The sequence below is a fragment of the Achromobacter sp. D10 genome, from assembly GCF_035282245.1.
In the GTDB taxonomy this organism is placed as follows: Bacteria; Pseudomonadota; Gammaproteobacteria; order Burkholderiales; family Burkholderiaceae_B; genus Achromobacter; species Achromobacter insolitus.
The window spans coordinates 60,513-75,792 of record NZ_JAYJLE010000002.1 but is presented as its reverse complement, the minus strand read 5'-3'; the positions used below and the strand labels follow the sequence as shown (position 1 = coordinate 75,792).

13 protein-coding genes and 2 tRNA genes are annotated in these 15,280 nt (G+C 58.3%); 4 read left to right on the top strand and 11 right to left on the bottom strand.

What is annotated here, in order from left to right; genetic code table 11:
- Positions 1 to 7: 7 nt before the first annotated feature.
- Positions 8 to 802 (bottom strand): HpcH/HpaI aldolase family protein, encoded by a 795-nt coding sequence (locus VCS63_RS07185; protein WP_042796446.1) that lies wholly within the window; start codon positions 800 to 802, stop codon positions 8 to 10.
- A gap of 165 nt (positions 803 to 967) precedes the next feature.
- On the opposite strand from VCS63_RS07185, the gene VCS63_RS07180 reads away from it, so the two are divergent.
- The gene (locus tag VCS63_RS07180; RefSeq protein ID WP_042796445.1) at positions 968 to 1,447 is read left to right on the top strand and encodes an Lrp/AsnC family transcriptional regulator; all 480 of its coding nucleotides are present in this window, start codon (positions 968 to 970) and stop codon (positions 1,445 to 1,447) included.
- Between the two features lie 26 nt (positions 1,448 to 1,473).
- Here VCS63_RS07180 and VCS63_RS07175 read toward each other — a convergent pair whose 3' ends face one another.
- Together VCS63_RS07175 and VCS63_RS07170 are read right to left on the bottom strand one after the other, a co-directional pair.
- Complete coding sequence (locus VCS63_RS07175) at positions 1,474 to 2,124, bottom strand: HAD family hydrolase (RefSeq protein ID WP_175200013.1); 651 nt, start codon at positions 2,122 to 2,124, stop codon at positions 1,474 to 1,476.
- Between the two features lie 235 nt (positions 2,125 to 2,359).
- Positions 2,360 to 2,451, bottom strand: a tRNA-OTHER gene (locus tag VCS63_RS07170).
- A gap of 101 nt (positions 2,452 to 2,552) precedes the next feature.
- Here VCS63_RS07170 and VCS63_RS07165 point away from each other — a divergent pair.
- Complete coding sequence (locus VCS63_RS07165) at positions 2,553 to 3,329, top strand: Arm DNA-binding domain-containing protein (RefSeq protein ID WP_323879119.1); 777 nt, start codon at positions 2,553 to 2,555, stop codon at positions 3,327 to 3,329.
- A 36-nt stretch (positions 3,330 to 3,365) separates the two neighbouring features.
- Here VCS63_RS07165 and VCS63_RS07160 read toward each other — a convergent pair.
- The 7 genes from VCS63_RS07160 to VCS63_RS07130 form a co-directional block, all read right to left on the bottom strand.
- Positions 3,366 to 4,453, bottom strand: a protein-coding gene (locus VCS63_RS07160) for an IS3 family transposase (protein WP_323879116.1) whose coding sequence is annotated in 2 segments (ribosomal slippage) — positions 3,366 to 4,201 and positions 4,201 to 4,453 — 1,089 coding nt in all. Because the reading frame shifts where the segments join, the coding sequence is not laid out codon by codon here.
- A gap of 146 nt (positions 4,454 to 4,599) precedes the next feature.
- On the bottom strand, positions 4,600 to 6,126 hold the full coding sequence (locus tag VCS63_RS07155) for an FtsK/SpoIIIE domain-containing protein (RefSeq protein WP_323879112.1): 1,527 nt from the start codon (positions 6,124 to 6,126) through the stop codon (positions 4,600 to 4,602).
- A 2-nt stretch (positions 6,127 to 6,128) separates the two neighbouring features.
- Positions 6,129 to 8,204: a DNA sulfur modification protein DndD gene (gene dndD, locus VCS63_RS07150; protein ID WP_323879110.1), complete on the bottom strand. Its 2,076-nt coding sequence runs from the start codon at positions 8,202 to 8,204 to the stop codon at positions 6,129 to 6,131.
- Between the two features lie 17 nt (positions 8,205 to 8,221).
- Positions 8,222 to 8,437, bottom strand: coding sequence for a DNA modification system-associated small protein (locus tag VCS63_RS07145; protein WP_323879107.1), 216 nt, complete (start codon positions 8,435 to 8,437; stop codon positions 8,222 to 8,224).
- A complete protein-coding gene (gene dndC / locus VCS63_RS07140) occupies positions 8,430 to 9,587 on the bottom strand; it encodes a DNA phosphorothioation system sulfurtransferase DndC (protein WP_323879105.1) in 1,158 nt (385 codons plus the stop codon). The genes VCS63_RS07145 and dndC overlap by 8 nt, the downstream gene beginning before the upstream one ends.
- Positions 9,588 to 9,838: 251 nt before the next feature.
- Positions 9,839 to 9,914, bottom strand: a tRNA-Lys gene (locus VCS63_RS07135).
- Positions 9,915 to 10,077: 163 nt separating this feature from the next.
- Complete coding sequence (locus VCS63_RS07130) at positions 10,078 to 10,824, bottom strand: SDR family oxidoreductase (RefSeq protein WP_323879102.1); 747 nt, start codon at positions 10,822 to 10,824, stop codon at positions 10,078 to 10,080.
- A gap of 115 nt (positions 10,825 to 10,939) precedes the next feature.
- On the opposite strand from VCS63_RS07130, the gene VCS63_RS07125 reads away from it, so the two are divergent.
- Complete coding sequence (locus VCS63_RS07125) at positions 10,940 to 11,584, top strand: TetR/AcrR family transcriptional regulator (RefSeq protein WP_042797556.1); 645 nt, start codon at positions 10,940 to 10,942, stop codon at positions 11,582 to 11,584.
- An 11-nt stretch (positions 11,585 to 11,595) separates the two neighbouring features.
- Positions 11,596 to 13,185, top strand: a complete 1,590-nt coding sequence (locus tag VCS63_RS07120) for a sensor domain-containing diguanylate cyclase (RefSeq protein WP_323879099.1) — start codon at positions 11,596 to 11,598, stop codon at positions 13,183 to 13,185.
- A 5-nt stretch (positions 13,186 to 13,190) separates the two neighbouring features.
- On the opposite strand, the gene VCS63_RS07115 is transcribed toward VCS63_RS07120, so the two are convergent.
- On the bottom strand, positions 13,191 to 15,272 hold the full coding sequence (locus tag VCS63_RS07115; protein ID WP_323879096.1) for an AsmA family protein: 2,082 nt from the start codon (positions 15,270 to 15,272) through the stop codon (positions 13,191 to 13,193).
- Between the last annotated feature and the right edge of the window lie 8 nt (positions 15,273 to 15,280).

The window sequence follows — 15,280 nt, the reverse complement described above, 5'->3', positions numbered from 1 at the left end:
TGCCCGCTCAGAGGCATGCCGTGTCGAACTGCGCGCGCGCCTGGCGGGCGCCACGGGCCAGCCAGGCCACATCGGAGTGCAAGGCAATGAACTGCACGCCCAGCTTGCGGTAGCGCGCCGCCTCGTCGGGATCGTTGGCGAAGATGCCGACCGCCTTGCCCGCCGCCTTGCCGGCCTCGATCACGCGGGCGACGGCATCGCGGACGTCTGCATGGGTCATATCGCCCAAGCGGCCGAGACTGGCCGCCAGATCGGCCGTGCCGACGAAGAGGCAGTCCGCTCCGTGCAAGGCCGCAATGGCCTCCACGTTGCGCACCGCCTGCGCCGACTCGATCTGCAGGATCGCGCAAGCCTGCTCATTGGCCTGCGTGACGTAGGAAGGGTCCATTCCGTAGGTGCCGGCCCTCACCAGTCCCGCCACGCCGCGCACGCCGCCATTGCCCTCGAAGGGAAAACGCATCGCGGCGATGGCATTGCGCGCATCGTCGGCGGTGTCGATATTCGGGAAAATGACGGTCCTGGCGCCGCAATCCATGGCGCGCTTGACCAGCGCCGGATCGTTCGTCGTCACGCGCACGATCGGATGCGCGGCGGCGCCATGCGCGCGCGCGGCATCGATCGCCTGTAATTGCGCTGTCAGGCCCGCCACGTCGTTAGGCGCATGCTCCATGTCGACGACCAGCCAGTCGAAGCCGCAATGCGCCATCGCCTCGGCCACCGCGGGACTTGCGAGGGTCAGCCAGCAACCCTCGGAAGGCTCCAGGGCGCGCAGCGCCGCGCGTATCGGATTCGGATCTTTCATGTCTGCTCCATAGTGATCAAACGGGGAGCATTTCCAGTGCCGATGCCCCCTCAAATGGCCAAACAAAGATACCGGAGCAGAATCGCGAAGATTTCCGATTTTTCAACGCAAATGTGTAATATTTTGGATTGAAATTATCAAAACTCTCAATTTCTTGGAAAAATTGTGCAGAACAAGAATTTCGACCCTACTGACCTCCAAATCCTGGCCGCTTTGCAGGTCGACGGAAGGCTGTCCAGCGCCGATCTGGCCGAACGCGTGTCGCTGACGCCCTCGCCCTGCTGGCGGCGCGTCAAGCGTCTGGAAGACGAAGGCGTCATCCGCGGCTATCGGGCCGAAGTCGACGTCAAAAAGCTCGGCTTTGGCGTAACCGCATTCGTGTGGATTTCTTTGGATAAAAAAGGCGCCGAACACGTCAAGGCGTTCGAGGACGCCATCCGGCATGTGCCGGAAGTCCTGACCTGCCATTGCGTGTCAGGCCGCTACGATCACCAGTTGACGGTCATCGCCCGCGACCTGGATGCTTTCGGCGATCTGGCGCGCTATGTCCTTGGCGCCTTGCCGGGCGTGAAAGAGGTATACACCTCTTTCGTGCTGAAGGAAGTCAAGGGACTGGGCGACGCGATTTCCTTGCCGGCGGATTGACGGATCGGGTAGCACCGGGACTCGGCTCAGCCAAAGCGCTGCAACCATGGCAGCGCCGCGTCCAGCTGGGCGGATTCGACTTCCGGCCGCGGCGCGCCTTCCGGTAGCGTCAGTCCGATCCGGTTGTGCCAGTAAGTGCGCAAGCCCACCTTGCTGGTGCCGAACATGTCGTACCCGGAACCGGCGACGAACGCCGCTTGTGATGGCTCCACCCGCAGCTGCGACAACGCCAGCGCATAAGGGCGCGGGTCGGGCTTGTAGAAGCCAGCCTCCTCCGACGTCACCACCACATCCCAGTCCACACCAAGCAAATCGGCGGCGCGCCGCCCCAGGCGGGCGGAACAGTTCGTGACCACGGCCAGGCGGCAATGCGGCCGCAGCGCCGACAACAGCTCACGGGCACCGTCCCACGCAGGCAGCTCGTCCCAGCAGGCCTCCAGCGCAGCAGGCGCGGCTGCCGGCAGACCAACCGCCGTTGCGGCTTCCTGCACCAGGCGCTCATAAGGCTGATAGGCGCCGCAACCATAGGTGCGCCGCAAATACTCCGCGCGCCAGGCCCGTCCTGCAGCCTCGGACCCGGCGGCGCGGTTCCATACGGTCCAGGAATCGAGCAAGGCAGTCAGCAGATCGAACAGCACGGCACGGGGATAGGCGGGAACAGCGGAGGGACTGGACATGCGTGGCTCTCTGGGATGGCAGTCAGACCACTATAAAGAGGCTTGCATCCGCTGTGGTTCAGCGATGGTTTACCCAGAATTAAGCTCGGGCTTAACCGGGCGAGATTCCATACAGCGTGCCAGAGATATTTCCATGCCCGGTGCTGGGCGCGGCGCGTTGCACAGGCCCCGAAGCGGGGAACAGAAACGAAAACAAAAAGGCCGTTGACGATGTACGTCAACGGCCTTTGAATTCTGGTGGGCTGTGAGTGGCTCGAACACTCGACCTACGGATTAAGAGTTCTAAAGGCCGCTTTTTTAGCAAATTTGAAGCAGCAATACCAACACCATAAGGCATTGATAAATATAAATTTCCACATAGAATAGCATCGCACGGCATACATCAACACACACGCCAACTGCTTACATGGCGTTTACACGACTCTGCGATGACTAACGATCCGCGGTTGACCAAACGCCTAATAGACAGCCTCGATGAACCTGGCCTGTATTGGGACAGCCAGCTCCGAGGTTTCGGATTGCAGATCAGCGGAACAACGAAGACGTACGTAGTTCAAGCGCGGATCAACGGCAAGAGCAGCCGGCAAAAGATCGCCCGCCACGGAGTACTCACCCCCGAACAGGCTCGCGACGAGGCACGGCAACGTTTGGCCCAAATGGCAGCAGGGATCGACCCCAGGCAGGCGCGCCGCGCGCTTTCCCCGCAAGGTGTCACACTCAAAGACGCCCTAGACGCCTACTTTGCCAACAGGGAGCTAGCGCCCAGGACACAGGCTGACTATCGGAAGGTGCTAGCCGATCACTTGTCATGCTGGCAATCAACGCCGCTCACATCGATCAGCCAAGATATGGTCGAGCTTCAACACGCGAAACTTGGTGAGAGTCACGGACACGCGCAGGCCAACATGGCAATGAGACTGCTCAAAGCCGTATTCAACTTTGCGGAGGGGAAATATCAGCGAGCCGATGGCTCTCCCCTCGTCACAACGAACCCGACGAAACGCCTAAATGCACTTAGGCGCTGGTACAAGACGCCTCGACGCGAGAACTACATCCGCGAGGAACAACTCCAGGCTTGGCACGCTGGCGTGCTCGCCATGAGCGATGCGTCTCCTACGGAGGGTACGCGAATCATCCAAGACTATTTGCTATTTGTTCTATTCACCGGCCTGCGACGCACGGAAGCCGCGAGCATTCAGTGGTAATCCCCCCATTTTTAGCGATTGGCAGAAGTAGGAACGCTACGCGGCCATGGCTAACCGCTGTTTTGGGGTAAATCCGCCCAGAGCCATATTTGGGCGCTCGTGATTGTAGGACCACATCCATTGCGTGGCGACGCGCTGTACGTGGTCCAGATCTTCCCAGTGATATTGGGACAGCCATTCGTAGCGCACGGTCCTGTTGAACCGTTCGACGTAGGCATTCTGTTGTGGCTTGCCCGGCTGGATATATTCGAGCTTTATGCCCCATGCCCCGGCCCAGTCGACAATTGCCGCGCTCAGGTATTCGGGCCCGTTATCGCACCGAATGGCCAAGGGCTTTCCCCGCCAGCCGATGATCTGCTTGAGCGTGCGGATCACGCGCTCGGATGGCAGCGAGAAGTCAACCTCAATGCCCAGCGCTTCGCGGTTGAAGTCGTCGATCACGTTGAACACGCGGATGCTGCGCCCATCGGCAAGCTGGTCATGCATGAAGTCCATCGACCATACCTGGTTCACGTTGGTCGGCACGGTCAGTGGCTCGGGCGTCTGCCGAATTAGCCGTTTACGCGGCTTGATCCGCAGATTCAGTTCGAGCTCGCGATAGATCCGGTACACACGCTTATGGTTCCAGCCGAAGCCTCGAACATTGCGCAGATACAGGAAGCACAGACCAAAGCCCCAGTTGCGGTGGTTGTCTGTCAGACGTAGCAGCCAGTTGGCGATCTCCTCGTTCTCGGCGTCCGTCTTGGCGACATACCGATAGCAAGTCTGGCTGACCCGGAACGCCTCGCAGGCCATCCGGATCGATACGCCACGATCCTGCACGGCACGTTGGGCCATCTCGCGGCGGCGAGATGGCCTCACCACTTTTTTTCTAGCGCCTCCGTCACGATCTCGGCCTTGAGCTTCTCCTCGACGTACATCTTGCGCAGCCGGGCGTTCTCGGCCTCCAGCTCCTTCATGCGCGCCATCAGCGATACGGCCATGCCGCCATACTTGGAGCGCCACTTGTAAAACGTAGCCGAGCTGATGCCCAGTTCTCGGCACAGCTCAGGAACGGCAAGACCAGCCTCCACGCGCTTGATGGCTTCAATGATCTGGCTATCCGTAAATCTCGACTTCTTCATGCGGTAGAACTCCTCAACGAGAAAATTCTACTTCTGACCTCATCGCTTTTGCGGGGGGATTACCAACCCACCGACATCTTCAATCGCGCAAGAAAAAACCCTCCGAAGGAGGGTAGAGGAAAACACTGCAAATTTAATAATGGCAGTTATTGCTTCATCTCTCGCAAGAATGACTGCACATCGTCTCTGTCCAATTTGACCCCATGCACTCTATCTGGATCGCCGCCGGGTCGAGCTTTTACTAACATGTCTCCGTAGCCCAGAAGCGCTTCAGCTCCGACTTCATCCAAAATTATGTTGGACTCTGTACTTTTCTGAACAGTTAAAGCAATTCTTGCTGGAACATTGCTCCGCACCAATCCAGAGAAGGTCTTTGCATCCGGCCTTTGCGTAGCCAAAACTAAATGCAAGCCCGAAGCTCTAGCCTTTTGTGCAATACGAACGATCAGATCTTCAAGATCTTTATCCATAAACAAAAGATCGGCTAGCTCCTCAATAAAGATGACAATGTATGGCATCTTCATGCCTTTACGATGCGCCTCAGAAATATTACTAACCTGATAATCTGAGAACGCCTTGTAACGCGATTCCATTTCATTTACGAGGGATACAAGCATTTCCCGTGCTGATTTGGCATCATTTGCCACGCGCCCCTTGTACAAGTAAGAACTATCTTTGTACACCGAGAACTCAACCTGCTTGGGGTCAATAAGAGCCAATTGCAAATTACCGGGACCCTTTGCACTGATTAATGACAGAATCAATGCATGCAAGCACACACTCTTTCCACTACCCGTTGTGCCGCCAACAAGGAGATGGGGAGCCGCAGCCAAATCGAAGGAATATGGAACCCCACTCACATCAACTCCGGGGTAAACCTCCAACCCACTATTATTCTTTATCGATCCAACCCACTCCCGGAATTGCTCGAGGCCGGAATAAACCCAACTTTCTCGAGACCGCGGAACATCGATAAATATTGTCTTAGACTCGTCCCCCCTACTGATAGAAGGCATTGACTTTTGAAGACTAAGTGACAGTGCAAGTCGTTCGAGACCTCGCCGCAACTTATCAAACTGATTAATCTCTGGCAAGTAAACCTTGTACCGTGTCACGCGCGGCCCAGAGAACGAATCCCGAACTTCGCCGTTAACGCCAATATCGGCCATTGCGGCAATCAGTTGTTCAGTCATATCCTCGCCCAACTCCGGCACGGGACTTGACGTGTCTGGCTTTTCTGCTCGAGGGGTAACATCGGGCAAATCCGCTCTACGCACTATCAGCGTCTCAAGGAAACGGTCATAATTTTCACCGGTTGTAAGCCAATCCTCTTGCAAGAGCTTGGCGCCACGATGCCAGTGACGCCGAACGGCTGTTCGAAAGTCATCCATTGAGCGAATAGGGGTGGGAGTAGTACGCGAGTGCGTAACAATTAGCCCAACCCAGGCAGCCATATCCTCTTGCGTAAACAATATCGAAGCGGGAATCTCTGACCCCTTCGCGTCGACGTGCTCATCGTTGAACGGACCGAATGCCAACGAACGACCAATCGCCAGCCGAGCCATATTTGCCTTGGTCGAAAGAGCAAGATTCGACATCAATGCCGTTGTTATGCGATCCGCCTCCAAACTAGTTCGAAAGCGGATGGACGCAACCTGCTGCAGTGTAAACATGCTCACTTCCGCCCCTTCGAAAAATAGCTTCCAGCAACGCCAGTGGTGCGACCGATTCCCTCTCCCACATCTTCATGCTTGAGAAGGTAGGTCTTACCAACATTCGGCGCTATTTTCTGATAGAAGGTATAGTCGATTTCCTCATCCTGAGACAGCAAGATTACTTGGCGATTTGGGTCTGACGTCCAATATGCCAAGATATTTTCACGATGCTGACTATCCAGCCGACCCAGAGGAGTATCAACTACCAGGGGCGCACGAATCCCTGACACCTTCGCCAAGCCTGCAATGAGAGCCGTTGCAAAAATCTGATTTTCGCCAGCTGATCGATCAAAATCGAGCTCATTACCAGTGACACCCAAAATTCGTGCGGAGCCATCCTCAGCTATTTCGATCTTCGAAACTTGGGTTTTGTGAGCCAACCGCTTATATACGTCCGTCATCGCACGACCAAGCGCTTTAACCTTTAACGGGAATAGCGCCGGAATAAGCTCATCAATTACTCGCCTCACTCGCTCCGATTTCTCGATCAAAGCACGTACAGGGCTTGAGGCGTCCAATTTCTGCTTCTCACGTTCATAGTCTGCTCTGAGCGAATGAACCCGGGTCTCTGTTGCAGTAATTGCTCTATCGTCAGCCCGCGCGCGGTCTATTACTTGATCGATTTTTTGCTGAACCTCATCCAAGCGGCGCTTAAGGTCAATGAGAGTTCCATCCCGATCAACCCCCTCAAGTCGCGAGATTTTTCTTCCCAGCTCATCTGAGCGCTGAGACAACTCATTTTGCTCGCTCAATACTTCCTGAATTTCTTTTTGTCCCAAGCCCAACCGCCCCAAGAAGCTCAGCGTCTTAGCTCTATCTCCATCATGAAGGTATTGATGCACAATTTCAGAGGCGCAATTATCCGGGGGAGGATAGAACAAAGCCTCCCATGCTGACTGCATACGCACCTTTAACGCATCGCGCTGACCTGAGGACAATTCCGGTTCGAAGCACGGAGTCAATTGCCGATCAAAGGCCGCTTCAAACTCTACTTTTCTAGGCTCTAATGAGCGTTTCTCGGCTTCCCATATATACCATCTCTGCTCGGCTTCGAGCTGCTGCTTCAATGCATCAAGCAGCTGGCGGGGAGCGAGATGAAATGGCAAACGACCGCTCAGTATCTCTTCTAGTGCCTTCTGAGTTTCACGTATCCGAGCTCTGACTTGCTCGCGCTCCTCAACTAACTCCTTCACCGTGGCGATCCCGCCACCTCCTCCGCCCAAAGAAGTAATCCGGTCCAGAAGCGTCTGCTGCTCAGTACGCAATTGAAGCTTTTCAACATCGTGATCAGCAACGTGTTCTAGCAGTGTCGCGAGCTGCGTCTCCGCCAAAGCAAGATCTTCTGCTAGCGCACCAAAACGCCTCTCATCAACATTGGTGACTTCCTGGCGTTTTCCTGCTTCGTAGTTGCGCAAACGATCAGCCAACGAACGAAGCAATACAACACCAAGCAGACCTTCCAGCCCCTGCTTCACCTGCTCCAAGCGAGATTGGTCAGCAAGCTTCTTAACCTCTTCACCATCAAAGAAGAAAAACGGTGCGACGTGCGCGGGTACAAATAGCTCGTCAAGCATCTCAGAGAGATAGAATCCTCCCTTCCCATCAAGACGAGGGGGGCCGGGTTGATCGCGCGAGATTTCTCGGACAACGGCCTCTTCTTCGCCTGTCCAAGCTCCAGTACTGCTTTTAAAAAACCATTTGCGCGCGATATCGACCGCTTTTGTCTTTGTCCGATGTATCGTAATTCGAACAATCATCGTGTCCAAACCTTCCCGACGAGCCTCGCCATTAAAGGCTCGCTCAAGAAATGTGGGATAGCCTTTACGATCATCAGCCGTCAAACCGGCACGAGCCAAGTGGACTATGGCATCTTTACCAAACAAGCCAAGATACAGCGCTTCCAAAATGGATGTTTTTCCAAATCCATTCATTCCGCCTATCAGGACAATATTTTTGCCGTCCTCAGGTTGGGGAAACTCAAATACTTGCCTTTGATAACTTTTGAAACACGTGAGCTCAAGCTTAGAGATCCACATTGACCTCGTCTCCTTTATTAGTCAATGAGGGCCAGAATTTCTTCAAATCGCTTCATGATTCCATGTGCGCGTTCCTGATGCTGCCTTTCCCTCTGGACAGTCACCAGCTCAGCCAACACATCTACTGGCACGGAATGTTTCTCGCAAATACTTTCGAGAATCGTCCTAGCATCCTCATCAGACCATAAAGGAAGGTCGTTCAAATAGCCGTTCTCTATAAGTTCGTCAGCCATCTGCAAGCCCCTTCTCCTGTTGTAAGTCAGTTGTCCAATGTTGATAAATAAGATCAAGTTCAGCTTCGCTTATGAGCCGCTCACCGTATTGATCCTGCACCGAGAGCAAGCGATCCAGAATTATCTTCCTGGCTTGAATAGTAAAGGGCCCAGGAATGTGCTTGCCCGTAAGGTCAAACGCTAGACGTCCGTTACGACGATACCCCTGTCTAAATCCTGGCTCGTTACGTATTGCCTTCAGCCAGTCACGCATCTCCACCAGCGGCTGAAACTGATGATTGCCTACATCGATAAATCCTTGAAGACTTTTATCTTTTTCAACTACTGTACATGTCCAGCAACCGAATCGACTATTAGGTGTACCGCATCCGGGGGCCTCGTCTTTACTGAGTACGACAGGGCATTCGCCGCCTTCACCATCACGATAGAGCTGAAACAAATCTCCATGACTCCCGCCCCACGGGGGGGACTCGGAGCCTAATATTTCCCAGACATCATCCGTATTAAGCTTCAGGATCGGGCGATAGATTAATGCGCCCTGCAAAGAGCTGTGAGGAGACAAATTTGAAGCACGTAGATTTCGATGCCGCGATATTGATTGATCACGGCTATCGCTCTCTCCCTGACGGACCCCAAGAACCACGATAGCGGCCCCAGACTCAGACACATACTTTTTTATATATTCACTGGTAGGCTGAATTTTCAAACGATCAGTGCACCAGCGCATACTCTGATTGGGACTTGGGTAACCTTTCCCAATCAAGAGCACCCAGAACGATTTATCAATCGGCGGAGTAGTTCGGGCGACATGCACGGGCAAGCCCAAATTTTCCGTGGTCGATGATATGCGCGCGCTAACCGCATCTAAATGCGCGACTACTACCGGGCTCTCGACTAGGGTGTCGTTTGACACCACGTGCACAGTCCTTGTACGCCTAGATGGAGGAATGCTCATAAGCGCCTCCAGCACGGCATGTACGACTAGCGTGCTGTCTTTTCCACCGGAAAATCCAATGATCCAGGGGTAATGCTGGCTTTCGTCAAGGTACTCTCTCCTGACATTAGCTAGCACTTCGCTCCATTTCTCGTGTGCACCCAACTCTAGGGAGTCCGGCACCTCGCCAAATCCGTAATCAGGCTTGATTGCCAAGTCAGACGCCAATTCCTCACTCCTTGCCACACACTACTAAGCGACGCCACACCCGAGCAGAGGCGATTGCCTGTGCATCACGCATCAACAATTAGATACGAACGTTAACTCTGGCCGCCATCGCATGCAAACCGAAATTATAGGCCTCCCCGGGTACGAAGCCGCATTGCCAGAATTGCCTGAACGTTTACATAGCGCTTAGAAAGCAAAAGGCCGTTAGCGATTACTATCGCCAACGGCCTTGGAAATTCTGGTGGGCTGTGAGTGGCTCGAACACTCGACCTACGGATTAAGAGTCCGCTGCTCTACCAACTGAGCTAACAGCCCTGCAACTTCACTCAGTTTCGATTCGCTTTATGGGGCGTTTTTTAGTCCGCTGCCGGTGCGTTTCGTTATGTGTGTAGTGCGAAGAAGCAAGATTATATGCAGCTTTTTTGGTTTGTGCAAGCCGCCCCGAAAAAACTTTGCGGCAGGCTCGCACCGTGTAGCGTCAGGCGGCGTAACCGCCGTCCACCGACAGGCTCGCGCCGGTGATGTAGCGCCCTTCCGGACCAGCCAGGAATGCCACCGTGCCGGCGATGTCGCTGGTTTCGCCATAGTGTGGCAACGACAGCACGGCCACGAGGTCCGCAGCGTGCGCGCCGTCGGCAGGGTTCATGTCGGTGTCGATCGGGCCGGGGTGGACCACGTTGGCCGTGATGCCGCGGCTTCCGAGGTCGCGCGCCAAGCCCTGGGTCAGGCCGACAAGCGCGGACTTGCTGGCGGCATACAGCGCCACGCCGGCACGGCCCGCGCGGCCGGCCAGGCAACTGCCGATGTTGATGATGCGGCCGCCATCCGGCATGGAGGCCTGGGCCGCCTGGATGGCGACAAAGGGCGCGCGCACATTGACGTCCATGGTGCGCTCATAGTCGTCGAGGCTGGTCTCGCCGATCGCGCCGGTGAGGAAAATGCCGGCATTGTTCACCAGCACGTCTATCGGGCCTAGTTCGCCAATGGCCTGCTCGACCGCGGCGCGGACTGCGGCCGCGTCCGCGGCGTCCGCCTGGATGGCGCGCGCGCGGCGGCCATCCACGGACAGTTCCGCCGCCAGCGCCTGCGCGGTCGCCGCCGACGCGGGGCTCACATATGTAAAGGCCACATCGGCGCCGTCGGTCGCCAAACGCCGCACGATGGCGGCGCCAATGCCCCGGCTGCCGCCAGTCACGAAGGCCACTTTTCCAGTCAGATTTCGCATGGATAAACCCATATTTGTAGTGATCAGTACAAATATATTCGCCTGCCGCAACCTCGCTCGTCAATAATTTTTTTATCGATCACCACAAAAATCGCCGGCGAGTAAAATCATGCGCATGGCAGAACGTGGGCGCCCCAGGAACTTCGACCGGGCCCAGGCCTTGCGCAAGGCCATGGACGTCTTCTGGTCGAAGGGATATGACGGAGCATCGCTGACCGACCTCACGGCGGCGATGGGCATCAATTCGCCCAGCCTGTATGGCGCATTCGGCTCAAAGGAAGGACTATTCCGCGAAGCCGTGGAGCTTTACCGCGAAACCGAGGGCGGCTCGGCGCGGCGCGCGCTTCAGGAAGCGCCCACCGCCCGCGAAGGCGTCCAATCCATGCTGCTCACCTCCGCCGAACGCTTCACCGCCAGCGGCACACCGCCTGGTTGCCTGATCGTGCTGGGCGCGCCGGCAGGCTGCGTGAACCCGGCCGGCGTAGGCGACTTCCTGGGTGACAACCGGCGCGAAATGCAAAGCCGCATCCTGGCCCGCCTGCAGGCCGGCGCATCCAACGGCGAACTGCCCGCCGGCACGGACCTCAAGAGCCTGGCCGCGTTCTACACCACCGTGCTGCACGGCATGTCGATCCAGGCGCGCGACGGCGCCACCCGCAAGACTTTGCAGTCCGTGGCCAAGCAAGCGATGTGCGCCTGGGATGCGCTGACCGGGAGCGCGCCTCCCTCTGGCTTGCCGCCGGGCCGGGCCCGGGCCTGACGGATCGCGTCATGTTCCGTATCGATCTGCGGCGTCTCATCCTGTGGATCAGCCTCTTTTCGGTCATCCTCGCCCTGGCGGGCAGCCTGCATGCCAGCTACCTGGTGCAGCGCGATCTGCTGCTGCGCAACGCGCTGGAACTGAATCGCGCCTATGCCTCCAAGGTCGCATTCGCGACCGATGTTTTCCTGATCGATCTGCGGCGCTATCTCTCGTACAGCGCCGAAATGCTGGCCGACATGGAAGCCCACCCCGAACACATGGAGGGAGAGACACTGCGGCAGAGGCGGCAGTTCGGCCACTTCAACTCCACCTTCGTGGTGTCGCCACAAGGCAAGGTGCTGGCAACGTCGACCACGAACCATGACCTGCTGGGCCAGCAGCTGCGCAGCGAGGCCGCCAGGGATGCACTGGCCAGTCAGCGACCGACGGTCAGCCCTCCGTTCATGGGCCGCAACGAGCGCTGGATGATTCTGTACACGTATCCCATTTTCTCGAAGGACGACCGCTATCTCGGGTTTCTTGGCGGCACGCTCTACCTGCACGAGCACAATGCGCTGGACCACCTGCTGGGCCAGCACTTCTATCTGGGCGAGTCCTCGCTGTACGTGGTGGATCGCAATGGCACGCTGATCTACCACCCCGACCGCAGCCGCCTGGGCCGCACCGTCCCCGACCGCAGCGCCTTCGCCTCCGCACTGCGCGGCGAAACCGGCGAGATGCATTTCGCCGATGAACAGGGCCGCGAAATGCTCGCCGGTTACGCGCCTGTGCCCAGCATGGGGTGGAGCATCATTGCGCAGCGCCCAGTGGACGCCACCTTGCAGCCCTTGAGCAATCTGTTGCTGGCCACGGCCCGCCATACCCTGCCGCTGCTGCTGCTTTCAGTGGCGTCCATCTGGCTGCTGTCGCGCTGGATCGCGCGTCCGCTGGGCGAGCTGGCCGGCATCGCCAAGCATATGCAGAACCCGGACTCTGCCGACCGTATTCGTCATGTGCGTTCATGGTATTTCGAAGCCGCGGAACTCAAGCGCGCACTGTTGATGGGGCTGGCCTCCATCCATCACAAGATCCGCGACCTGCGCCGCGAAACCACCACGGACACGTTGACGGGTCTTTTGAATCGGCGGGGCCTGGACGAAGCGGCCGCGCTGCTGCAGGCAGAAGAGCAGCCGGTGGCGATAGTGGCGATCGATATCGACCATTTCAAGACCGTCAACGACCGCTACGGCCACGCGGCGGGCGACCGCGCGCTGCAGGCCTTGGCGAAATTGATGAGCGAGGGCTCGCGCAGCGGCGATACGCTGGCACGCGCCGGCGGCGAAGAGTTCGTCATGCTGCTGCCCGGCGCGCCGCTGGAGGCTGCGATCAGCCTGGTGGAGAGGTTGCGCCTGCGCATGGCCAGCGAGCCCGCCGCCGTGGCCGGGCCTCTTACCATTTCGGCTGGCGTGGCCGCCTATCCGGAACATGGCGCAACGATGGACGCGGCCCTGCAACGCGCCGACCAGGCGCTTTACTACGCCAAGAACCACGGCCGCAACACGGTCTGCGTCGCGGACGACAACACCCGGGCCGGCTCGCGCATGGCGTCTACGGGCTGAGTCCCCTACTTGCCTTTGGCCGGCGCAGGCGCCTTGGGCGGCTTGCGCATCTGTTCAAGCAAGGGGCCGCAAGCGTTCTCTTCGGTGGTGCTTGGCGCGACCAGCGCCAGCAGACCGGCAGCCGGCGTCAGCAGCACGCCCAACGCCACCATGCCGGCGCCGCGCGCCGCCAGGGGCAGCACATGCACACCTACGTCCGGCGAGCCGAAAGTGCCCCGCACATACAACGGCGAGCGCAGCGAGAATATCCGGAAGCCCTTGCTGCTGGGGGTGATGTCCATGTCCACCGTCTCGTTCTTGAAATCGGCCGTGCCGGTAATGCTGATCAGCGCGTTCTCGGTATCGAATACGAACACCCGCGGCGTCATGACCCCGTTCTTCATTTCGAGGTCGGCCGCGCCGCAATTGATCTTCACCTCATCGTCGCCGAACAGCTTGGACACCACGTAATTGCCGACATTGAGCCCCGCGATCTCCATCAGGCTGCGGCTGATCACTCCGTCGTTGACCAGCATCTTCACGTCGCCGGTGGCCGTGCCCAGCAATGCCGCGACCGAGTTGCCCGTGCCGCTCACCGCCATATCGCCATTCAGTTCACCCAGCGTCTTCTGCATGGCGGGGGTAGCGGGAAAAAGCTGCTTGAGCCGCAGGCGGCGCGCACTGATGTCGACACGCCCGGTCAGGGTCGCGCTGGAGCCATCCAGCCGTATCGTGGAATTGATGGTGCCGCCTGCCATTCCGAAGCGCAGAGGTTCGAGAGTCAGCTTGCCGTCCTGCAACACCAGGTGCACGGACAGGTCCGATAACGGCAGTTTGCTGTCGTGCACGATGCGGCCCGCATCCAGGGCGACGTCCGCGTCCATGTCGCGCCAGCGGTCGGTGCGGAATGCCTGCGTGGGCAGCACCTTGCCGCCCTTGGGCTTGGCCGGCGCGTCCTTAGCCTTGTCGGTTTCGGCGCCCGCAACCTTGCCCGACGGCACGCCGATCAGCGGCCCCAGGTCCACCATCCGCAGCTGCCGCGAAGAAAGCTTGCCCGTCAGCTTGGGCCTGGGCTGGCCCAATGCGAAGGTGATGTCGCCATGCAGATCGCTGTTGCCCACCTTGCCGTTGAAGTCCTTGTACTCGAACACCGCGCCCCCGGGATTGCGCAGCTTGGCAACCAGATGGCCGTCAGTGGAATACGGCGGCGTGTCTGGCAATGTGACGCCAGTCAGCGGATACAGCTGCGCCATCGACGCACCCGCCAATTTCAACCGCAGGTCCAGCGCGCCCAGGTTGACGGGATCGGTCAGGGTGCCCGTAATCGACGCCTTGGTGCCGCCTATTGCCACGTCGGCCTGCACCGGAAAGGGCTGTTTGGCGTCCTGCAAGGCCAGCATGCCGCCGACCTTGCCTTCTCCCTTGGTGGCCAGGCCCTTGTACTTGCCTTCCACCTTCCAGCCAAAAACGTAGTCGCGCGGCGAGGGCGCCGCGCCGCCCTCCTCTGCCGCGAAGGCTGCGCCGGCCACGTCGGCGAATGGCACCGGCTTGCCCAGCGGATCCACCTGCACGTTCAGGTCCGCCTTGAGAACTTCATCGACCAGCCCCACACGGCCCTTGTCGAAGCCGATCTCGTTGATATCCAGCACCCAGGGAGAAGGTTCGCCGGTTTCGGGCAGGGTGACCTCCCAATTGGCCCGGCCGTCGGCCAGCCGCTCAAGGTTGGCTGCGGGCTCGGTCAGCTGGATGCGGCGGATGACGACGCGTTGACGCAGCAAGGGCAAGGGGGCCAGGCTGAATTCCCCACGTTTGAGCGTGGCGAACTGGGGCGCCTTGGCCCATGGCGCATTGCCCACCGAGATATCGTTGGCGATGACGTGCGGCCATGGCACCCAGGCGCGCCAACCGCCCTCGTCGGGCTCGCGCGTCCATTTGACGCTAAGGTCCCCATTGATGGCGAAAGGACGCCCGATGGCGGCGCTGGCTCGCTCGTTTATGAAGGGTTTGGCGCGATTCCAGTCAAAGGTGGCGATCACCACTACCAGTATCGCCACGAGGAGCGCCGCTCCCCCTACAATCCCGATCGCTATTTTTCTTGAGCGCGTCATGGTTATTA